A 20,906-nucleotide genomic window follows, 5' to 3' on the forward strand; every position below is an offset into this window, starting at 1 on the left:
ACGAAGCGGGGAGTGGGCGGGGATTGAAGTAGGGCGAAAGGGGACGTCTGGTGCGGCGAGGTCCCTGCCGTCGCGTTGCCCCGCACTCGGAGAATGGCCGAATATCATCGGTCGACCGAGGTTGGGGCGGCCGATTCGCGGACATCTCGTCGACCGTCCGGTGATCGTCCGTCATCGGTTCGTCGCTGACGGCATCCGTCCGTGGGTGGTTCGGGGCGTGGCCGGATTTCGCCCGGTGGATCTCGCTCGTACGGGTGCGCAACACGCCCGACGCATAAGCGCGTTGGCGCCTGACCCGCCTCGCGCACGCCGGGTGCCGGTCGTTCCCGCGGGAGCCCTGGCGCAGGTTGCCGCCCGACGTGCGCCCGTAGGCGCCCGGCCCGGTCCGGTCTTTGCCAGGGGCGCATGCCCTTCCGGCGTGCGCCGTCCGTAGCCCCTCCTGCGCGCGTTTGTCGTGGCAGCATGTTCGCAACGGCGCCGCAGGCCGGCGGAGTTCTCCCGATAATGTCCTGCTGCGCCGATTTGTCCACAGCCTGTGGAGGCGGCGATGCGTTGGTTGGTGGGGTGGAGCAGTATCGCCGCGCGCTTCGGCACGGCCGGCGCCGTCGGCGACGCCGACGAGGGGCGCACGATGCACCCCGTCGGATCCCAACTCCTCTGGGGCGACCCGGATCCGCTCTGGGCCGTCGGCGACTGGCGCCCCGACGAGATCCGTACGAGCAAGGTCGAGACCGCCGAAGGCGCGCCCACCGCCCGGCTCGCCGTCCTCGGCTGCTGCAGTGCAACCGACGAACAGCTGCGCGTCGGGCTCCTCGCCGCCCGCGGCGGAGCCCTGCGCCACCTCACCTCCTGGCCCGGCAGCTACACGGCCGTCGTCCAGGTCGGCCGCCGCATCACCGTCATCGGAGACCTCGCCGGAGCTCGCCCGGTCTTCTACACCCCCTGGGCCGGCGGCACGGCGTACGCCACCGCCGCACTCCCGCTCGCCGACCTCATCGAAGCCCAGCTCGACATCGGTCATCTGGCCGCCCTGCTCGCCTGCCCCGAAACCCCGGAGTCGCTGCGCGACGGCACCCCGTACGAGGGAGTGAAGCGCATCCCGCCGGGACACGCACTCATCCTCCGCGAGGGCTCGCGCGAGATCACCGGGTACGAGGCGGTGGCCTCCCTCGCCGTAGCCGCGCCCCAACTCGACCCCGTCAGCGCCGTCGACGGGGTGCGCGACGCGCTGGTCGAGGCCGTACGCGCCAGGCTCACGGCCCCGCGCCACGCCCCCGAAACCCTGCCGCCCGACCCCGGGCCGGTCCCCGGCATGGGGCCCGCCGAACGGCGCGCCGCCCGCGGCGCCCCCGTACCCGGCATCGGTGCCGACCTCTCCGGAGGCAGCTCCTCCGCCACCCTCGCCCTCCTGGCCGCCGGCCTGCCCGGCCTGCCCGGCACCCTCCTCGGCCACGGCACGGAAGCGGGGGAGCGGCTGCTCGCCGTCACCTTCAACGACCTCACCGCACACGGGCACGAGGACGAACTCGAACGCGCCCGCGTCATCGCCGCCAACCCGCGCCTGCACCATGTCGTCGTCGCCGCCGGGGAAGAGGCCCTGCCCTACGCCGACCTGGGCGGCGGCCCGCTCACCGATGAACCCGCCCCGTCCCTCGTCGTCGCCGAGCGCCACCGCCGCCGCCTCGCCTCGGGCAGCGCCGACCACTTCGTCGGCGGTGGCGCCCGGCAGGTGCTCGACGCCCATCCGGCCCGCCTCGCCGACCTGCTGATGGACCGGCGCCGACGCCATCTGCTGCGCCCCGTCGCCGCTCTGGCCAAGGCCGAAGGCCCGACCGCGCACTCCCTCTTCGTCCCGCTGACCGTCTACCGGGCGGCCCGCCGCCTGTCCCGTACGTCGTACCGCAGCGGCCTCGAAGCGGCGGCCGACCGGCTGCCGGACGCCAACCGCCATGCCCCCGACCTCGACACGCCCGCCGACGCGTCGCTCGCCGCCCTCGCCTGGTCACGGCCGGGACCCGCCGCGCGCTGGCTGACCGGGGAGGCGCTCGCCGAGGTGGCGTTCCGTCTGCAGGAGGCGGCGATCCGTCCCGCCTCCGTCCCGCGCCCCGGCGAGGCCCGCGCCCGGGCGGCCCTCGCCCGGTTCGCCGCCGACCACCGGATCCTGGAGCAGGCCGCGGAGAACCGCAGCCAGCGGCTGCACGCCCCGTTCCTCGACAATCAGGTCGTACGCGCCGCCCGTGCGCTCCCCGAATCGCTCCGCGTCCAGCCGGGCGCCCGCGCCGCGATCCTGCGCCGGGTGCTCGCGGGCGCGGGCATCCACGAGCTGCCGCCAGGCTGGGGCACCCCGTCCCTCGCCACTGCGAACGCCACCGCCCGCACCGGCCTGCGCGCCGCGCTCCCCGACCTGATCGCCCTCTTCGACGCACCGCTGCTCGCCGACGCGGGGCTGATCGAGGCCCGCGTCGTACGAAAGGCCCTGCGCGCGGCCTCGGAGGGCGAACCGCTCCCGCTGGACGGACTGGCGCATCTGGCGTCCATGGAACTGTGGCTCCGCCGACTCGTGTCACGGCGCGGCACCTGCTGGACGGGCACGGCGGCGCCGCGCCAGCGCGCGGTCGCGGGCGGAATCGTTCCGGCGAGGCGCACGCTGCAGCCGTAGACGAGGGCGGGGTGGGGCGGTGCCGTCGGGGACCTTCGGCGGGGCCTCGCACCCGCCGACGGGTGCGCGCTACCGGGTGTGCGGTGTTGCTGTCGTCGTCGGGCGCCCGCTACCGGGCGCGCCGTGTGGTTCGCGAGCCGTACCACCGCCGAGGCGCACGGGATGGCCGAGGCGGCCGTCGCCAACGCCCGTATCCACGGCGGCGCCTGGGAGTACGCCGACGCGCTGGTGTTCCGTACCCACATGACCGTGAACATGCAGGGCGGCATGCCCGGGGTCGACGAGGATGCGCGGATCTCCGTGTACGAGCCGGGGCCCGGGGGCGGTCCGGCGGCCGGGGTACGCGGCCTGACGTCGGCACTTCGCGGGGCGCGGGACGCCCGGTGCGCCGAGTTCGTCACCGGACATCCGGCGGACGGCGTCGGGGCGGTGCTGCCGAAGGTGGGACGCCATGGCGAAGCCGTACGGATTCTGCCGGCGGGGGCAGCCGGCGCCTCACCGCTCGTCGTCTCACCGGCAGCTGATGGTCGAATCCGCCCAGTCGGCAAGTGTCGCACCGCCGCCGGGGCGTGCCCGCTCGACGACGAGCCGGATCTTTTTCTGACCGGCGATGCCGACCCCGACGGGAACGGCCGGGTCGTTGCCGTTCATCACCGGGGACTGCCACAGCCGTGTCCCGTCACCGTTGAAGACGGAGAAGCGCACGGAGCCCAGCCCCATGGTCATGTCGTCGACCCCGGCCATGGCCTCGTAACGCGTGCACTGCCGGTTCAGCCGGATGGTGACCGAGGACTTGCCGTGGACGGTGACCCCGTGCGCGTACTGCGTGCCGCCGATCGACAGACCGGAACGCTGCCAGATCCAGTTGCTCTCGTTGATCACCACCTCCGGCCCGGTGTGGTCACCCAGCATCGAGTAGCTCAGCTCGCTGAGCCGATACGCGGTCGGTGCGGGCGGCGGGGGCGGCGTGGGTGTTGTCGGCTCGGGAGTGGGCGTGGGGATCGGAGTGGGTGTGGGTGTGGGGGGCGGAGTGGGCGTGGGAGTTGGAGCTGATGTCGGTGTCGGTGCAGGAGTGGGCGTTGGTGTCGGCTTGGGTTCGGGCTTCGACGCGGGCAGCGGCGCGGGCGCCGGCGGTGGGGGCGGAGTGGGTTTCGGCGGCGGTGTCGGTTTCGGGGACGTCGGCGTGGGTGCGGCGGGCGCCACGACAGCGGGCTCGGCCCGCTGTTCGGCCTCGGGCTTCGGCTGGTCGTCGCCGGCCAGCGCCCAGGCCATTCCGGCCGCCACCGCCACGGCAACCGCCGCCGCGATACCGGCCTTCGCCGGGGCCCCGAGCCCTTCCGAGACCGCGGCACCACCGGCGGCGCCCCCGGAAGAACTCCCACCGGTCGCCGCCGCGGCGGCACCCGCACCCGCGGCTCCCGCCGCGCCACCGGCGACGATTCCGGCAGCCTTGAGCGCGTACCCGGCGGCGAACCAGCCGATGACCGCGACCGGCAGCAGCGCAGGAATCCCCGCGTTGACATGGGCCAGTTCGCCCGCGGCGAGCCGGCACTTCGCGCACTCGTCCAGATGCCCCCGCAGCCCGCGCTCGGCCCGCATCCGGAGCCCACCCCGGGCATACGCGCCGAGGCGGTCGGCGTACCGCGCACAGTCGCCGCCCGAGGTGAGCGCCTGGCTCACATGCGCCTGCAGGTAGGCCTGCTTGAGCCCTTCGCGGGCCCGACTCGCCAGGACCGCCGTGGCATTGGCGGTCAGCCCGAACAGCGGGGCGATCTCGCTGGGCGACTCCTCCTCGACGGTGGTGTGCCACAGCACCGCCTGCCAGCGCTCCGGCAGACTGCGGAACGCCTGCATCGCCATCGACTGCTCGGCGTCGTGCATTGCGAGCACATCCGCACCGAGGTCGAGCGTGTCCGCGTCCGACACCTGAGAGGCCTGGGACGCCTGCGCGGCGAACAGTGCGAAGTCGTCGACCAGTTGCTCCCGCTTCGCGGTCTTGGTCCAGGCGGCTCCGACGTGCCGGACAGCCGTCATGAGGTAGGCCCGTACCGCCTGCTCGGGCCCCTTGCCCCTGCGTACTGCCTGCAGCGTGCGGGCGAAGACCTCGGCCGTCAGATCGTCGGCGGTGTGCGCGTCCCGGCAGCAGGTCCGCGCGTAGCGGCGCACCGCGTCCGCGTGCCGCCGGAACAGTTCCTCGTACGCGAGACCGTCGCCGTCCCGCATCTGTGCGATCAGCTCGGCGTCGGAGAACGCGGCGGGGGCGCTGGTGTTGCCGCCCTCCCGCTGCATCGGCACCGCGGCGTCGGCCTCGACACCGGCGGATGCCGGCCACGGACCGGGCAGGACGGTGCCACCCACGACGTCACCGACCGACCGCTCGGGCCCGGCCTGGCTCGGTACCTGCCGCGAGGGCAGCCCACCGGCCTCCGTCACACCGCCCGTGGCGGAGACGTCGTCGAACGACTTTTCCTGCTGCCCGTCACCGCTCATCGCGGAAGCCCCCGTTTGCGCTGTCGGACCCGAACACCGGGCAAGGGTGCCACATGGCGCAATCACGCCGACCCTTCAGCCCCTGCAACCACTCATCCGGGGCGTTTTCCCGAATATGAGAACTAGTGATCACCCATTCGGGGAAGGGTCATTGAGCTCTTTTGTACGGGTGGACCGCAGGCAACGGGCGACAGCTCCACCGACGAGGGCCGCGGGGAGTCGACGCACCGCCGACCAAGCGCCGACCAGACACCGGACCGACACCGATCAGGAGCCGTGGAGCGCCCGGGCCTGTGGGCTGGGTGCGGATGCGGGTACAGGAGCCGGAGCCGAGAAGGACAGTCACGGAAGCCGGGCCCATAAGCCGGACATAGAGACCGGACATATAAGCCGAATGGGTGAGCGGACGAGCGATATTGAGCCGCCGAGCCCGACTCGCCGAAACGCCCACGCGAACCCCGGGTTGCGAACCACCGAACGCAGCAACCTGTTCACGCCGGCCATTCACGCCGGCCATTCACGCCGGCCATTCACGCCGGTCATTCACGTCAGTCATTCACGCCGGCCATTCACGTCAGCCGATTCGCACCGGCTATTCACCCCGACCGCACACACCGGCAACCGGACCGGACCGCGCACCCCGGCCGTCCGCCTCGGAGAGGGAGAGGTGGTGCGCGCACGCACCCCGTCCGCGCACCACCCCACCCACACACGCCCCGCGAGAAATACTCGGCTCACGGCTCACGGCTCACGGCTCACGGCAACGCCCCGCGAACGCAGCCCCTCCAGCAGGATGTCCAGCAACCGGCTCGAAGCTGCGGCCTGCTGAGCCGCATCGGGGAGCGAAGGCGCCGCCGTCGCGATGACCAGCAGCACATCCGCCACCGTCACGTCACGGCGGAGCTCACCGGCTGCCCGCGCCCGTTCCACCAGGCGGCCGACGACCTCCAGCAGCTCACCGGCTCCCGTGCCGTCGTCGAGGCCGGTCTCCACGGCGGAACGCTCGTTGTCCGGCCGGGGACCGGCGTGGCCCGCGCACTGCCTCTGCTGAGGCACCCGCGCCTCGTCCCGAACGCTGCCCGGGCCTGATTCCGGTACGGAGGCCACCACGTCCCCCGACTCCTCGACCACGGCCGAGGCGGCGCCGGAGGCAGAAACGGCGGCAGCGGCCGTGGAATCGACAGGGTCGAAGTCGACATCCACTTCGACCCGCAGCACCTGGGGCGGCAGCAGCCGCCCCGCGCCCGAGGCCACGGACGTCCGCAGGAAGCGCGACAGCGCCGACCACGGTTCGTCCTCCTGGCCCAGCGCCGTCCGCGCCTGGTCCGTCAGCCGGGAGGTCTCCTCCTCGGCTATCCGCCGCACCAGCACGTCCTTGCTCGGGAACCGCCGGTACACCGTGCCGACTCCGACTCTGGCGCGACGCGCCACGTCCTCCATCGGAGCCCCGTATCCCAGCTCGCCGAACACTTCGCGTGCGGCTCGCAGCACATGTTCCAGATTGCGCTGCGCGTCTACGCGCAGCGGACCCGAGCGGCCGTTGGCCGCAATCGCTCCGCCCGCCCCGACCGTCGCGGCCGACGCGCCCGTCCCGCCTGTTCCGGTCGCCGGGACCGCGCCGACCGGACCCACCGTGTCCACCGTCCCCACTGCGCCGTTTCGCCCGGTTCCGCCGGACGAATGGGACGTAACCGCCGCAGCGGTCTGCCAATGAGAATCCTGAATGTGCATAACTGTTCCCCCGGTTATGACGTCTCCCCCCGGAGACTTCCCGCCGTTTGAGCCGGAGCGCGGATCATGGTCTCCACCCGGCACCCCGACGACATATGAACATAGTTGAGCCCGGGTCAATTCAGAAGGGGGTAGTTCCGCACGGAGCGCCCCCCGATCGGAGCAAGGACCGCTTGGTCACTGATTCGCCCCCGGCCGACCACCCCCACCCCAACCCCTGACCTGCGCAGCTTCCGTATCCCCACGGCGATCAGCAGCAGTGGCCTGTCGAGAACCTCCGGTCACACAATTTGCCGGGGCTGTGGACAAACCCTTGAGCACGTTGCGTCATGGGGTGGTGATGGCTTCAGATTCCGGGGGAACACCCCCCGGCCCCCCTCCGAGTGTGCGCATTCTCGTCGTCGGCGGCGGCTACGTCGGGATGTACACCGCACTGCGTCTCCAGCGGAAGCTGAAGCAGAGACTCAGAAGCGGTGAGGCCGAGATCGTCGTCGTCACCCCCGAGCCTTATATGACGTATCAGCCGTTCCTGCCCGAAGCGGCCGCCGGTTCGATCTCGCCGCGCCATGTCGTCGTGCCGCTTCGCCGGGTCCTGACGGACTGCACGATCGTGATCGGTCAGGCAGAACGCATCGACCACGCCAAACGCACGGCGACCGTCACCACCCTCGCCACCGGGGAGGACGGCACCGGCGCCGTCGAGATCCCGTACGACGAACTCGTCCTCGCACCCGGCTCCGTCTCGCGCACCCTCCCGATCCCCGGCCTCGCCGAACACGGCATCGGCTTCAAGACGATCGAGGAGGCCATCGGCCTGCGCAACCACGTCATCGAGCAGATGGACATCGCCTCCGCCACCCGCGACCCGGCCATCCGCGACGCCGCCCTCACCTTCGTCTTCGTCGGCGGCGGCTACGCGGGCGTCGAGGCCCTCGCCGAGCTGGAGGACATGGCCCGCTACACCTCGCGGTACTACCACAACATCAAGGCGGACGACCTGAAGTGGATCCTCGTCGAGGCGTCGGGCCGCATCCTTCCCGAGGTCGGTGAGGCGATGGGCGGCTACGCGATCCGTGAGCTGCGCGGCCGCAATATCGACGTACGCCTGGACACCAGGCTGGAGTCCTGCGAGGACCGGATCGCCGTCCTGAGCGACGGTTCCCGCTTCCCGACCCGCACCGTCGTGTGGACCGCGGGCGTCAAACCCGCGCCGGTCCTCGCCGCCACCGACCTGCCGCTCAACGAGCGTGGCAGGCTCAGATGCACGGCAGAGCTCACCGTGGAAGGGGCCGAGCACGCCTGGGCCGCCGGGGACGCCGCGGCCGTACCCAATCTGGCCGCCGCGGAAACGGGCAAGGAGACCGCGTCCAACGCCCAGCACGCCGTACGCCAGGCCAAGGCCCTCGCCGACAACATCCTCGCGTCGATCAACGGCGAACCCCTCACGGAGTACCGGCACAGCTACGCGGGCTCCGTCGCCTCACTCGGCCTCCACAAGGGCGTCGCCCACGTCTACGGTCGCAAGCTCAAGGGATACCCGGCCTGGCTGATGCACCGTACGTATCACCTCAGCCGGGTTCCGACGTTCAACCGGAAGGCCCGCGTCCTCGCCGAATGGACCCTCGCCGGGCTCTTCAAGCGCGAGATCGTCTCGCTCGGCTCGCTGGAACACCCGCGCGCCGAATTCGAACTCGCCGCAGGAGGTAAACGCCCCGGGCCGGACCACCCGCCGGCCTCCGACGGCCCGCCGGGCGGCGGCGGCTGACTGCCCGTCGGCCCGCGACGTCACCCGACCGGGGCCGGACCGTACCGACGACTGTCAGTACGGTCCGCCACACTGGACGTGTGACCATAGGTGGGCCCACATCTGCACAGAGTGACCCGGCCGGCAGTGACCGACAGCGAGCAGCCCGCCCCAGCGGACCAGACCGACACACGAGGCCAGAAATTCCGTGAACTTCACGCGTTGGAGCGCCCGCCTCCCCGGAACGCAGCGTCGCGCCGCCGCACGGGACGAGCACAGTTCCGTGCCCTCGGCCCGCGCCGAGTACGCACGGCCCGGGACCGGGCCCTGCCCACCGGACGGCGGCGCGCGGGGCGACACGCACGGCAATCCTCCCGGGGACCGGGACCCCGCCCTGGAGGATCTCTCCGCCGAGGACATCCTCGGCCAGCTGCCGGCCCTGGTGGCTCTGGTGTACGGCCCCGACCACCGGATCGCGTACGTCAACGACGCCTACGCCGCCGCCTTCGGCCCCCGCCCGGCCGGCGCCTCCGCCGCCGAGGCCATGCCCGAGCTCGCCGAGCTCAGCCTGCTGCCCCTCATGGACCAGGTCCTGCGCAGTGGCACACCCCGTACGGTCAAGTCCCGCAAGGCCCGCAGCGGCAATTCGTACACCGTGACCTGCACCCCGGTACACCGGGACAGCGATGCCGAAACCGACGGCGAAGGGGCCAGGGGCAACAAACAGACCAAGAACAAGGACAAGAGCAAGAGAGGCACCGAGGCCGGAGTGCTCGTGTACGCCGCCGACGTCACCGACCACGCCGAAGCGGCCGAACGGCTCCGCGCCAGCGAGCGCCGCCACCGCGAAACGGCCGTCACCCTCCAGCGCTCCCTGCTTCCGCAGGAGCTGGAGCAGCCCGACGACCTGCGGATCGCCGCCACCTACCAGCCCGGTGGCACGGACGCCGCGGTCGGCGGCGACTGGTACGACGTCATCACCATCGGCGCGGGCCGCACCGCCCTGGTCATCGGCGACGTGATGGGACGTGGGGTGCGGGCCGCCGCCGTCATGGGCCAGCTCCGCACGGCCGTGCGCGCCTACGCCCGCCTCGACCTCCCGCCCCACGAGGTGCTCCAGCTCCTCGACGGTCTCGCCGCCGAGATCGACGCCAGCCAGATCGCCACCTGCGCCTACGCGGTCCACGATCCGAACGAGGGCCGGCTCGTCTACGCCTCCGCCGGGCACCTCCCGATCCTGGTGTGCCACGAGGACGGTACGGTCCACCGCGCCGAGGACCCGACAGGACCGCCGCTCGGCACCGGCGGCTGGATCCACACATCGGGCACGATCGCGCTGCCGCCCGGTTCCACCGCGGTCCTCTATACGGACGGCCTGGTGGAGCGCCGCAGCGAGGACATCGACGAGGGTGTCGCCGCCCTGGAGCGCGCTCTTTCCGGAGCGAAGGGTTCACCCCAGGTGGTCTGCGACCGGCTGATCCGCTCCCTCGGCGTCACCGCGGAGCACGACGACGACGTGGCGGTGCTGGTGGTCCAGCACCCCGCCCGTACCGGGGCGGATGCGGAGCTGTTCCACAACGCCTCGCTCGAACTCCTCGGCGGCGTGGAGGCGGCCCCGCGCGCCCGCGCGTTCGCGACCGGCGTCCTGACGTCGTGGCGATTCCCGGTCGAGCTCTGCGACCTGGGCGTCCTGGCCGCGGGCGAACTCGTCGCGAACTCCCTCAAGCACGGCACCCCGCCGATGCGCCTGGGCCTGCGCCGCACCGATCGCCGCCTGATCATCGAGGTGACCGACGGCGACGACCACCTGCCACGCCGCCGCCGCGCCGATCCGGCGGACGAAGCAGGCCGCGGCATCTCCATCGTCGCGACGATCGCCACGTCCTGGGGCAGCCGCCGCACACCGGGCGGCGGCAAGGCGGTCTGGTGCGAATTCGCCCTGCCGCGGTAGGGGCCCCTGTCACAGCAGGTCCCCTACCGCCTCGGACCCGTACTCAGTGAGTGGCGACGGCGGAGGCGGCGGTCACCGGCTCGGCCTCCGGCAGTGACGCGGCCACCACCCTGGACGGCGCCGCCTCGATCGAAGGCTGATCCTGTACGGGCGTGAGCCGTCGGCCGAGCCGCAGCGCCAGCACCGTGATGCCCAGCGAGAACAGCACGAACGTCACGATGTACGGCCCGTGCAGCGTCGCCCCCATCGGGCCGCCCACGGCCGGACCGACCGCGAGTGCGAGCTGCTTGCACAGGGCGAAGGCGGAGTTGTACTGCCCGACCATCGACTCCGGCGCCAGATCGGCGACCAGCGGCGCCACGGTCGGCGACAGCATCGACTCACCGAGTCCGAACAGCGCGTACGTGGAGATCATCGCGGCCGTCGCCATGGTCTGGCTGCCGTGTCCGAGCCCCGCGTACCCCGCCACGATCCAGGCGAACGCCCAGATCAGACCGACCGAGGCGATGACCCGGCTGCGCCTGCGCCGCTCCACCAGACGCAGCACGACGAACTGCGCCACGACGATGACGGCGGTGTTGGCGGCCAGCGCGATACCGAGCGTCGAGGGCTGGATCCCGGCGGCCTCGGTGCCGTACGCCGCGAGCCCGGACTCGAACTGTCCGTAGCAGGCGAAGAACAGCACGAAGCCCAGCACGCACAACTGCACCATGGCCCGGTGCGAGAGCAGCGTCCGCAGCCCGCCCGGCGCCTTGGACCCGTCCGTGGGCCTGGCGCCGGAGAGGGACGGCGTACGGGACAGTCGCACCGTGGCGGTGATGACACCGAGCACGATGAACATCGCGGCCTCGATGAGGAACAGCAGGGTGAAGGTCTCCGGCCGGCTGGTGTCGACGATCTGTCCCCCGACCAGCCCACCGACGCCGAGCCCGAGGTTCTGCAGGAAGAACTGCATGGCGAAGGCGCGCGTACGGGTGGCGGTGCCGGAGCACCACACGAGCATGGTGGCGAGCGCCGGTTGCATGACCGCCGTACCGGCCCCGAGGACCGCGGCCGACAGTACGGTGGCGGTCACGCCCGACGACAGGCCGAGGGCGATCGAGCCCAGGGAAGCGACGACCGAGGCGACGACGAGCACGGGCAGCGGCCCGCGCCGGTCGATGACACGCCCCGTGAACGGCAGAACGGCCAGCGCCGCCATGGCGAAGACCGCCAGCACGACTCCCGCGGTGCCGGCACCCAGATCCCGTACCTGTGCCACATAGACGTACAGATACGGAACGGTGAACCCCAGCCCGAACGCGCTCAGCGCGCTCCCCAGCTGGATCCGCCGCAGTGCTGCACCCATCTCCCTGGTCACACTCACCTACCTCAAGGTCTCGAAGCGACTTGCCGAGCCGCCAAACGACTCGAACCCGAAGACTTTAGCACTAAAGTTAGATGCTCAACAATTCAAGCCGAAGGACTTCGACGGCTTTGGAGGGCATGCCATACTGCCCGCCATGTCCGACACCACCGAGCAGCCCGGCCCGCAGGAGCCGAGCCTCGACGAGCAGATCGCCGCCTACCAGCGCGAGTTCCGGGACCTGGACCCCCAGGTCGAGCAGGTCGTCTCGGCCCTGGGCCGGCTGAACCGCCGGATGAACGTGGCGTACGGCCGCCAGGTCGCCGCCCTCGGCATCAGCAACGCCGAGTGGGAGGTCCTCAAGACCCTGGTCCTGGCCGGCTCCCCATACCGCCTGGGCCCGGGAGAGCTGGCCAAGCGCCTGGGTCTCACCCCGGCTGCGATGACCCACCGCATCGACCGCATGGCGGGCGAGGGCCTGGTCACCCGCGACCGGGACGAGAACAACCGGGTGCGGGTGATCGTCGAGCTGACCGATGAGGGCCGTACGAAGTGGCTGGAGGCGATGCGCATGGCCACCGCCTTCGAGGAGGACCTTCTCCAGGATCTCTCCGGCGACGAACGTGGAGTCCTCGGCGACATGCTGATCCGCCTCCTGCGCCGCGTGGAGCACGCCCAGCCGGACGCCGGCGGCCGCCTCACCGACCTGGACTGAACCCGTGCCGGACACGCAGGAAAACGGCTTGACCTGGCCGGGTTGACACCCCCCTCCACGACCCGTAAAGTTCTTCGAGTTGTCACCGAGCCGGAACGGTTCTGCGACAATCGATCCCGCCGCGAATGCGGCAACCAAAACTCAGCACGATCTCCCACTCGGGACAATTTCGGCATGCCGAAATTAATTTCGAAGGCTCGATTATGAGTCGCCGGGAAAATCCGCTAGAGTTTGGACGTCGGAACGGCCCAACGGCCGGGAAGACGAACCCCGCTGACTGGGAATCAGGCCCGAAAGGATCTGATAGAGTCGGACTCGCCGGAAAGGGAAACGCGAAAGCGAAGAACTGGAAAGCGAACCCGCTTCGACCGGGAATCGGACACGAAAGAGTCTGATAGAGTCGGAAACGCAAGACCGAAGGGAAAGCCCGGAGGAAAGCCTCAGAGAATGTTCTGCGGGTGAGTACAAAGGAAGCGTCCGTTCCTTGAGAACTCAACAGCGTGCCAAAAGTCAACGCCAGATATGTTGATACCCCGGCCTGCTTCGGCAGGTTGGTGGTTCCTTTGAAAGTCCTGCCGGGCCTCACGGTTCCGGTAGGCAATTACACAGCGAGGACGCTGTGAACGATCGGTCTTATTCCGGCTGATCGTTCCGCTCTCGTGTTGTGTTGTCCCGATTACGGGAAAACATTCACGGAGAGTTTGATCCTGGCTCAGGACGAACGCTGGCGGCGTGCTTAACACATGCAAGTCGAACGATGAAGCCCTTCGGGGTGGATTAGTGGCGAACGGGTGAGTAACACGTGGGCAATCTGCCCTTCACTCTGGGACAAGCCCTGGAAACGGGGTCTAATACCGGATGACACTCTGTCCCGCATGGGACGGGGTTGAAAGCTCCGGCGGTGAAGGATGAGCCCGCGGCCTATCAGCTTGTTGGTGGGGTGATGGCCTACCAAGGCGACGACGGGTAGCCGGCCTGAGAGGGCGACCGGCCACACTGGGACTGAGACACGGCCCAGACTCCTACGGGAGGCAGCAGTGGGGAATATTGCACAATGGGCGAAAGCCTGATGCAGCGACGCCGCGTGAGGGATGACGGCCTTCGGGTTGTAAACCTCTTTCAGCAGGGAAGAAGCGAAAGTGACGGTACCTGCAGAAGAAGCGCCGGCTAACTACGTGCCAGCAGCCGCGGTAATACGTAGGGCGCAAGCGTTGTCCGGAATTATTGGGCGTAAAGAGCTCGTAGGCGGCTTGTTGCGTCGGTTGTGAAAGCCCGGGGCTTAACCCCGGGTCTGCAGTCGATACGGGCAGGCTAGAGTGTGGTAGGGGAGATCGGAATTCCTGGTGTAGCGGTGAAATGCGCAGATATCAGGAGGAACACCGGTGGCGAAGGCGGATCTCTGGGCCATTACTGACGCTGAGGAGCGAAAGCGTGGGGAGCGAACAGGATTAGATACCCTGGTAGTCCACGCCGTAAACGTTGGGAACTAGGTGTTGGCGACATTCCACGTCGTCGGTGCCGCAGCTAACGCATTAAGTTCCCCGCCTGGGGAGTACGGCCGCAAGGCTAAAACTCAAAGGAATTGACGGGGGCCCGCACAAGCAGCGGAGCATGTGGCTTAATTCGACGCAACGCGAAGAACCTTACCAAGGCTTGACATACACCGGAAAGCATCAGAGATGGTGCCCCCCTTGTGGTCGGTGTACAGGTGGTGCATGGCTGTCGTCAGCTCGTGTCGTGAGATGTTGGGTTAAGTCCCGCAACGAGCGCAACCCTTGTTCTGTGTTGCCAGCATGCCCTTCGGGGTGATGGGGACTCACAGGAGACTGCCGGGGTCAACTCGGAGGAAGGTGGGGACGACGTCAAGTCATCATGCCCCTTATGTCTTGGGCTGCACACGTGCTACAATGGCCGGTACAATGAGCTGCGATGCCGCGAGGCGGAGCGAATCTCAAAAAGCCGGTCTCAGTTCGGATTGGGGTCTGCAACTCGACCCCATGAAGTCGGAGTTGCTAGTAATCGCAGATCAGCATTGCTGCGGTGAATACGTTCCCGGGCCTTGTACACACCGCCCGTCACGTCACGAAAGTCGGTAACACCCGAAGCCGGTGGCCCAACCCCTTGTGGGAGGGAGCTGTCGAAGGTGGGACTGGCGATTGGGACGAAGTCGTAACAAGGTAGCCGTACCGGAAGGTGCGGCTGGATCACCTCCTTTCTAAGGAGCACTTCTTACCGGGCTTGCCTGGTCAGAGGCCACTACGTCGGCAAATGTTCGACGGTGGTTGCTCATGGGTGGAACGTTGACTATTCGGCACGACAGGTTGTTGTTCACTAGTACTGCTTCGGCGTGGAACGTGGGGATGACCGGTCGGGTCGGGCACGTTGTTGGGTATCTGAGGGTACGGCCGTGAGGTCGCCTTCAGTTGCCGGCCCCAGTGAACCTGTTCTTCGGAGCGGGGTGATGGGTGGCTGGTCGTTGTTTGAGAACTGCACAGTGGACGCGAGCATCTGTGGCCAAGTTTTTAAGGGCGCACGGTGGATGCCTTGGCACCAGGAACCGATGAAGGACGTGGGAGGCCACGATAGGCCCCGGGGAGCTGTCAACCGAGCTTTGATCCGGGGGTGTCCGAATGGGGAAACCCGGCAGTCGTCATGGGCTGTCACCCGCTGCTGAACACATAGGCAGTGTGGAGGGAACGAGGGGAAGTGAAACATCTCAGTACCCTCAGGAAGAGAAAACAACCGTGATTCCGGGAGTAGTGGCGAGCGAAACTGGATGAGGCCAAACCGTATGCGTGTGATACCCGGCAGGGGTTGCGCATGCGGGGTTGCGGGAGTTCTCTTGATCAATCTGCCGATTGGTCGACGAGTCAGAAACCGTTGATGTAGGCGAAGGACATGCGAAAGGTCCGGCGTAGAGGGTAAGACCCCCGTAGCTGAAACATCAACGGCTCGTTTGAGAATTTCCCAAGTAGCACGGGGCCCGAGAAATCCCGTGTGAATCTGGCGGGACCACCCGCTAAGCCTAAATATTCCCTGGTGACCGATAGCGGATAGTACCGTGAGGGAATGGTGAAAAGTACCGCGGGAGCGGAGTGAAATAGTACCTGAAACCGTGTGCCTACAAGCCGTGGGAGCGTCGCTGTATGTGCTTGCACATGCAGTCGTGACTGCGTGCCTTTTGAAGAATGAGCCTGCGAGTTTGCGGTGTGTTGCGAGGTTAACCCGTGTGGGGAAGCCGTAGCGAAAGCGAGTCCGAATAGGGCGTTTTAGTAGCACGCTCAAGACCCGAAGCGGAGTGATCTAGCCATGGGCAGGTTGAAGCGGAGGTAAGACTTCGTGGAGGACCGAACCCACCAGGGTTGAAAACCTGGGGGATGACCTGTGGTTAGGGGTGAAAGGCCAATCAAACTCCGTGATAGCTGGTTCTCCCCGAAATGCATTTAGGTGCAGCGTCGTGTGTTTCTTGCCGGAGGTAGAGCACTGGATAGGCGATGGGCCCTACCGGGTTACTGACCTTAGCCAAACTCCGAATGCCGGTAAGTGAGAGCACGGCAGTGAGACTGTGGGGGATAAGCTCCATGGTCGAGAGGGAAACAGCCCAGAGCATCGACTAAGGCCCCTAAGCGTACGCTAAGTGGGAAAGGATGTGGAGTCGCAGAGACAACCAGGAGGTTGGCTTAGAAGCAGCCACCCTTGAAAGAGTGCGTAATAGCTCACTGGTCAAGTGATTCCGCGCCGACAATGTAGCGGGGCTCAAGCGTACCGCCGAAGTCGTGTCATTCCAGCGTATAGGGCCAACGCCTGCTGGGATGGGTAGGGGAGCGTCGTGTGCCGGGTGAAGCAGCCGCGGAAGCGAGTTGTGGACGGTTCACGAGTGAGAATGCAGGCATGAGTAGCGATACACACGTGAGAAACGTGTGCGCCGATTGACTAAGGGTTCCTGGGTCAAGCTGATCTGCCCAGGGTAAGTCGGGACCTAAGGCGAGGCCGACAGGCGTAGTCGATGGACAACCGGTTGATATTCCGGTACCCGCTTTGAAACGCCCAATACTGAATCAGGCGATGCTAAGTCCGTGAAGCCGGCCCGATCTCTTCGGAGTTGAGGGTAGTGGTGGAGCCGACGAACCAGACTTGTACTAGGTAAGCGATGGGGTGACGCAGGAAGGTAGTCCAGCCCGGGCGGTGGTAGTCCCGGGGTAAGGGTGTAGGCCGTGTGGTAGGTAAATCCGTCACACGTTAAGGCTGAGACCTGATGCCGAGCCGATTGTGGTGAAGTGGATGATCCTATGCTGTCGAGAAAAGCCTCTAGCGAGTTTCATGGCGGCCCGTACCCTAAACCGACTCAGGTAGTCAGGTAGAGAATACCGAGGCGTTCGGGTGAACTATGGTTAAGGAACTCGGCAAAATGCCCCCGTAACTTCGGGAGAAGGGGGGCCATCACTGGTGAGGAGACTTGCTCTCCGAGCTGGGGGTGGCCGCAGAGACCAGCGAGAAGCGACTGTTTACTAAAAACACAGGTCCGTGCGAAGCCGTAAGGCGATGTATACGGACTGACGCCTGCCCGGTGCTGGAACGTTAAGGGGACCGGTTAGCCGACTTTCGGGTCGGCGAAGCTGAGAACTTAAGCGCCAGTAAACGGCGGTGGTAACTATAACCATCCTAAGGTAGCGAAATTCCTTGTCGGGTAAGTTCCGACCTGCACGAATGGCGTAACGACTTCTCGACTGTCTCAACCATAGGCCCGGTGAAATTGCACTACGAGTAAAGATGCTCGTTTCGCGCAGCAGGACGGAAAGACCCCGGGACCTTTACTATAGTTTGATATTGGTGTTCGGTTCGGCTTGTGTAGGATAGGTGGGAGACTTTGAAGCGGCCACGCCAGTGGTTGTGGAGTCGTCGTTGAAATACCACTCTGGTCGTGCTGGATGTCTAACCTGGGTCCGTGATCCGGATCAGGGACAGTGTCTGATGGGTAGTTTAACTGGGGCGGTTGCCTCCTAAAGAGTAACGGAGGCGCCCAAAGGTTCCCTCAGCCTGGTTGGCAATCAGGTGTTGAGTGTAAGTGCACAAGGGAGCTTGACTGTGAGACCGACGGGTCGAGCAGGGACGAAAGTCGGGACTAGTGATCCGGCAGTGGCTTGTGGAAGCGCTGTCGCTCAACGGATAAAAGGTACCCCGGGGATAACAGGCTGATCTTCCCCAAGAGTCCATATCGACGGGATGGTTTGGCACCTCGATGTCGGCTCGTCGCATCCTGGGGCTGGAGTCGGTCCCAAGGGTTGGGCTGTTCGCCCATTAAAGCGGTACGCGAGCTGGGTTTAGAACGTCGTGAGACAGTTCGGTCCCTATCCGCTGTGCGCGTAGGAATATTGAGAAGGGCTGTCCCTAGTACGAGAGGACCGGGACGGACGAACCTCTGGTGTGCCAGTTGTTCTGCCAAGGGCATGGCTGGTTGGCTACGTTCGGAAAGGATAACCGCTGAAAGCATCTAAGCGGGAAGCCTGCTTCGAGATGAGTATTCCCACCAACTTGATTGGTTAAGGCTCCCAGTAGACGACTGGGTTGATAGGCCAGATGTGGAAGCCCGGTAACGGGTGGAGCTGACTGGTACTAATAGGCCGAGGGCTTGTCCTCAGTTGCTCGCGTCCACTGTGTTTGTTCTGAAATAACGAACGGCCGTGTTGTTCCGGTGTTGGTTAATTTCATAGTGTTTCGGTGGTCATTGCGTTAGGGAAACGCCCGGTTACATTCCGAACCCGGAAGCTAAGCCTTTCAGCGCCGATGGTACTGCAGGGGGGACCCTGTGGGAGAGTAGGACGCCGCCGAACTCCTTTTACGGGAAAGCCCCGTGCCCTTGTGGCACGGGGCTTTTCTGCGTTTACCCCTTTTTGCTGTCATCGGCGATTTCCGTGTTGATCCAGCCCCGGCCGATGACCGTGAGGATTTCCCTCTCCCGTTCGGTGAGGGCCGCGATGCGCCGTCCAGGGTGGCGGTGCCGCCGGGAACGGTTGGGTAGGACGGCGTCTCGGTGGTCGTGGGCCGTGAAAGTGGTTTGCGCGGGTCGGGCGGGCGGGACAGGATCGGCGGATGGAACATGTGATCCGATTCGTTCGCGCCGATGAATGGCCCCTGGTCAAGGAGTTGCGGCTGGCCGCACTGCGGGACCCGGTGGCGCCGGTGGCCTTTCTGGAGACGCACGCGCAGGCCGCGGCCCGGTCCGACGAGTTCTGGCAGGACCGGGCGCTCGGCGCTTCCGAGGACGGGAGTGGTGAGGTGCGGCAATTCGTCGCCGTCGCGCCCGACGGTCGGTGGGACGGCAGCGTCACGGTGCTGATCGAGCGGCCGGACGCGGAGGTGCGGTTCGGGGAGGCGACCGATGTCCACCAGGCGCATGTGGTCGGCGTGTTCGTACGGCCCGAGGCGCGGGGCGAGGGCCTGGCCGAGGCGTTGTTCCGGGCCGCGACGGACTGGGCGTGGTCGTTGGGGGAGCCGCGGATCGAGCGGGTGCGGCTGTATGTGCACGAGAGCAACGCGCGAGCTGCGGCGCTCTATCGGCGGATCGGGTTCGTGGCCACCGGGCAGTCGGTGCCCATGCCGGGCGACCCGTCCGCTCGGGAGCTGGAGTACGCGGTGGAGCGGCCGGCGATGTAGGTGCGGGCGGCGCAGGCGCGGGCGGTGGGGCGCGCGCGGTCAGTGTGGGCCGGTGGTGAGGTCCTGGGACCAGCGGGCGCGGGCCTGTTCCTGGGAGCGGAGGAGGGCGAGCGTCGGCAGGCCCTGGGCCTGGCCGGTCGACAGCAGCTCCGGGAGCCGGGGCAGCGGCGCCACCGCGGCGACGTCGTCGAGCACGAGCGTCATTGGTGGGTCGAGCCGACCGTCGGTTGACCGTGCGGCCATGCGGCGGCCGTGCTCGACCACGTGCGATGCGAGTGCCGTGAGCAGGGGCATTGCTCCGGGGCCCGAGCGGGGATCCTCGATCGGTTCGCCCACCACATAGAGAGTGCCCCCCTCGCGCGCGAAAGATTCCAGCGCGAGCGAATCGGCCCGGTTGGGTGTGCACGCCTCGCGGATGTGGACCGAGGAGAGCGCGGCGAAGGCCCGTACCGTCAACTCCTGTGCCACCTCCCGGCGTTCGGGGTAGGCGGTGAGCGCGGACTCCAGCAGGCCGGCGAGTCCGGAGGCCGCCTTGGGGTGGGTACGGAGCAGCCGCACCGGTTCGTGGGCGCTGCCGCCGATGGCCCAGCGGTGGACCTGGCGGAAGGGCCTGCCATCGATCGCGGCGGCGTGCAGCCAGCACTTCAGGAGCGTTTCCGCGGTGTCGGCCGTCGCCGCGTCGATACGGGCCTGGGGCCGGACCGGGGCGAGGAGTGCGGCGGCTCGGGCAGCGGCCGTATCGGGCTGCTCGCAGCCGGCCGTGGGGGACCAGTGGAGGCGGGCCGGGGTGTCGCAGAGGTGGCCCGGATCGTAGACGAGGACCGGGCCGAGCTTGGCGCGGGCGTCCTTGGTCTCGCTCCAGACGGTGGGGTCGGAGGTGACGACGAGCACGGGCCCGTCGGCCTCCTGGATCGCCTGGACGACGGTGGGGCGGCGGGTGGCGGCCGGTCCGTAGACGACGAGGGGGGTACGGGGGGACGGGAGCGTGGGGAGAGCGGGGAGGAGAGTTGTCGCGGATGTGGTGTGCTCGACGGGGGCGGGCATGGGCGCGGGTGCGGTGGGTTCCGGGTGCGGGTGCGGCTGCGCGCCTGGTTGCGGGTGTGGGTGTGGCTCCGGGGTTGGTTGTGGCTGCCGTTGCTGTGGGGTGTGGGCCTCGGGGCGGGGCTGGGGATTGTGGTCCTGGGACCGTACGGGCGAGCCGTTCTCGTCCTCGTACCTGTACCCGTCCGCTTCCCCGTACCGTTCGCTGCGCCGCCGTGCTCGTAGCGTCCGCCAGCGGGCCACCACGCCCAGCACGAACACCGTCAGCACCAGCAGCACCATCAGTTCGCCTATGAACAGGCCCCAGAACAGTCCGTACCCGGAGAGTTCGTCCGCCGGGGTGTTCGGCCAGGCGGCCGGGATGTCGTGCGGCGTGGTGACGAGTTGTCGCATCGCCAGGGGCGTCTCGGCGAGGGTGACCCCCTCCGGCCAGGCCCCGTGCGTGAACAGTCCGGCCAGGCCGGTGGCCGTCCACGCCAGCAGCGTCAGCCCGAGCAGGAAGGCCAGCAGGCCGATCAGCAGGCCGTCCGGGATGCCTCCGGTGCCTCCGGTACGTTCCTCGCCGCGCCCTGCCAT

10 protein-coding genes, 3 rRNA genes and 1 pseudogene are annotated in these 20,906 nt (G+C 67.9%); 8 read left to right on the forward strand and 6 right to left on the reverse strand.

Annotation, left to right across the window (positions count from 1 at the left end):
* The first annotated feature begins 547 nt into the window (after positions 1 to 547).
* Positions 548 to 2,659: an asparagine synthase-related protein gene (locus OG936_RS18535; protein ID WP_406496025.1), complete on the forward strand. Its 2,112-nt coding sequence runs from the start codon at positions 548 to 550 to the stop codon at positions 2,657 to 2,659.
* Positions 2,660 to 2,728: 69 nt separating this feature from the next.
* Here OG936_RS18535 and OG936_RS18540 read toward each other — a convergent pair whose 3' ends face one another.
* The 3 genes from OG936_RS18540 to OG936_RS18550 all read right to left on the reverse strand — a co-directional run bounded on the left by OG936_RS18540 (position 2,729) and on the right by OG936_RS18550 (position 6,880).
* Positions 2,729 to 3,112, reverse strand: a complete 384-nt coding sequence (locus tag OG936_RS18540; RefSeq protein ID WP_406496026.1) for a hypothetical protein — start codon at positions 3,110 to 3,112, stop codon at positions 2,729 to 2,731.
* Between the two features lie 57 nt (positions 3,113 to 3,169).
* Positions 3,170 to 5,149, reverse strand: coding sequence for a sigma-70 family RNA polymerase sigma factor (locus OG936_RS18545; protein ID WP_406496028.1), 1,980 nt, complete (start codon positions 5,147 to 5,149; stop codon positions 3,170 to 3,172).
* Between the two features lie 741 nt (positions 5,150 to 5,890).
* Entirely contained in the window at positions 5,891 to 6,880 is a 990-nt protein-coding gene (locus tag OG936_RS18550) for a TetR/AcrR family transcriptional regulator (protein WP_406496030.1), read from the reverse strand.
* 340 nt (positions 6,881 to 7,220) lie between these two features.
* Between OG936_RS18550 and OG936_RS18555 the strand changes: the two genes are divergently transcribed.
* Together OG936_RS18555 and OG936_RS18560 are read left to right on the forward strand one after the other, a co-directional pair.
* Positions 7,221 to 8,645 (forward strand): NAD(P)/FAD-dependent oxidoreductase, encoded by a 1,425-nt coding sequence (locus tag OG936_RS18555; RefSeq protein ID WP_406496032.1) that lies wholly within the window; start codon positions 7,221 to 7,223, stop codon positions 8,643 to 8,645.
* Between the two features lie 187 nt (positions 8,646 to 8,832).
* Complete coding sequence (locus OG936_RS18560; RefSeq protein ID WP_406496033.1) at positions 8,833 to 10,575, forward strand: SpoIIE family protein phosphatase; 1,743 nt, start codon at positions 8,833 to 8,835, stop codon at positions 10,573 to 10,575.
* Positions 10,576 to 10,618: 43 nt separating this feature from the next.
* Here the strand turns inward: OG936_RS18560 and OG936_RS18565 are convergent, their stop codons facing one another.
* On the reverse strand, positions 10,619 to 11,923 hold the full coding sequence (locus tag OG936_RS18565) for an MFS transporter (protein WP_406500501.1): 1,305 nt from the start codon (positions 11,921 to 11,923) through the stop codon (positions 10,619 to 10,621).
* Positions 11,924 to 12,077: 154 nt separating this feature from the next.
* On the opposite strand from OG936_RS18565, the gene OG936_RS18570 reads away from it, so the two are divergent.
* From OG936_RS18570 to rrf, 4 genes are all read left to right on the forward strand, one after another.
* Positions 12,078 to 12,635: a MarR family winged helix-turn-helix transcriptional regulator gene (locus OG936_RS18570; protein WP_266747519.1), complete on the forward strand. Its 558-nt coding sequence runs from the start codon at positions 12,078 to 12,080 to the stop codon at positions 12,633 to 12,635.
* 689 nt (positions 12,636 to 13,324) lie between these two features.
* A 16S ribosomal RNA gene (locus OG936_RS18575) occupies positions 13,325 to 14,850 on the forward strand.
* 297 nt (positions 14,851 to 15,147) lie between these two features.
* Positions 15,148 to 18,272: ribosomal RNA gene (locus tag OG936_RS18580) — 23S ribosomal RNA — on the forward strand.
* 77 nt (positions 18,273 to 18,349) lie between these two features.
* A 5S ribosomal RNA gene (rrf, locus tag OG936_RS18585) occupies positions 18,350 to 18,466 on the forward strand.
* Together the 16S, 23S and 5S rRNA genes form the textbook arrangement of a ribosomal RNA operon.
* Positions 18,467 to 18,537: 71 nt before the next feature.
* Here the strand turns inward: rrf and OG936_RS18590 are convergent.
* A pseudogene (locus OG936_RS18590) lies at positions 18,538 to 18,618 on the reverse strand (DNA-binding response regulator); the annotation flags it as partial.
* 107 nt (positions 18,619 to 18,725) lie between these two features.
* Between OG936_RS18590 and OG936_RS18595 the strand changes: the two are divergent.
* Complete coding sequence (locus OG936_RS18595) at positions 18,726 to 19,289, forward strand: GNAT family N-acetyltransferase (RefSeq protein WP_406496036.1); 564 nt, start codon at positions 18,726 to 18,728, stop codon at positions 19,287 to 19,289.
* A 39-nt stretch (positions 19,290 to 19,328) separates the two neighbouring features.
* Here the strand turns inward: OG936_RS18595 and OG936_RS18600 are convergent, their stop codons facing one another.
* Entirely contained in the window at positions 19,329 to 20,906 is a 1,578-nt protein-coding gene (locus tag OG936_RS18600; RefSeq protein ID WP_406496037.1) for a type IV secretory system conjugative DNA transfer family protein, read from the reverse strand.

The sequence above is a fragment of the Streptomyces sp. NBC_00846 genome (assembly GCF_045207325.1).
Taxonomy (GTDB): domain Bacteria; phylum Actinomycetota; class Actinomycetes; order Streptomycetales; family Streptomycetaceae; genus Streptomyces.

What these genes read in the sequence shown, in the direction of transcription:
- OG936_RS18535 (WP_406496025.1), top strand. Translation starts at nt 548, where the DNA reads ATGCGTTGGTTGGTGGGGTGGAGCAGTATCGCCGCGCGCTTCGGCACG.
- OG936_RS18540 (WP_406496026.1), bottom strand. Translation starts at nt 3,112, where the DNA reads ATGGCGTCCCACCTTCGGCAGCACCGCCCCGACGCCGTCCGCCGGATG.
- OG936_RS18545 (WP_406496028.1), bottom strand. Translation starts at nt 5,149, where the DNA reads ATGAGCGGTGACGGGCAGCAGGAAAAGTCGTTCGACGACGTCTCCGCC.
- OG936_RS18550 (WP_406496030.1), bottom strand. Translation starts at nt 6,880, where the DNA reads ATGCACATTCAGGATTCTCATTGGCAGACCGCTGCGGCGGTTACGTCC.
- OG936_RS18555 (WP_406496032.1), top strand. Translation starts at nt 7,221, where the DNA reads ATGGCTTCAGATTCCGGGGGAACACCCCCCGGCCCCCCTCCGAGTGTG.
- OG936_RS18565 (WP_406500501.1), bottom strand. Translation starts at nt 11,923, where the DNA reads ATGGGTGCAGCACTGCGGCGGATCCAGCTGGGGAGCGCGCTGAGCGCG.
- OG936_RS18570 (WP_266747519.1), top strand. Translation starts at nt 12,078, where the DNA reads ATGTCCGACACCACCGAGCAGCCCGGCCCGCAGGAGCCGAGCCTCGAC.
- OG936_RS18595 (WP_406496036.1), top strand. Translation starts at nt 18,726, where the DNA reads ATGGAACATGTGATCCGATTCGTTCGCGCCGATGAATGGCCCCTGGTC.
- OG936_RS18600 (WP_406496037.1), bottom strand. Translation starts at nt 20,906, where the DNA reads ATGGCAGGGCGCGGCGAGGAACGTACCGGAGGCACCGGAGGCATCCCG.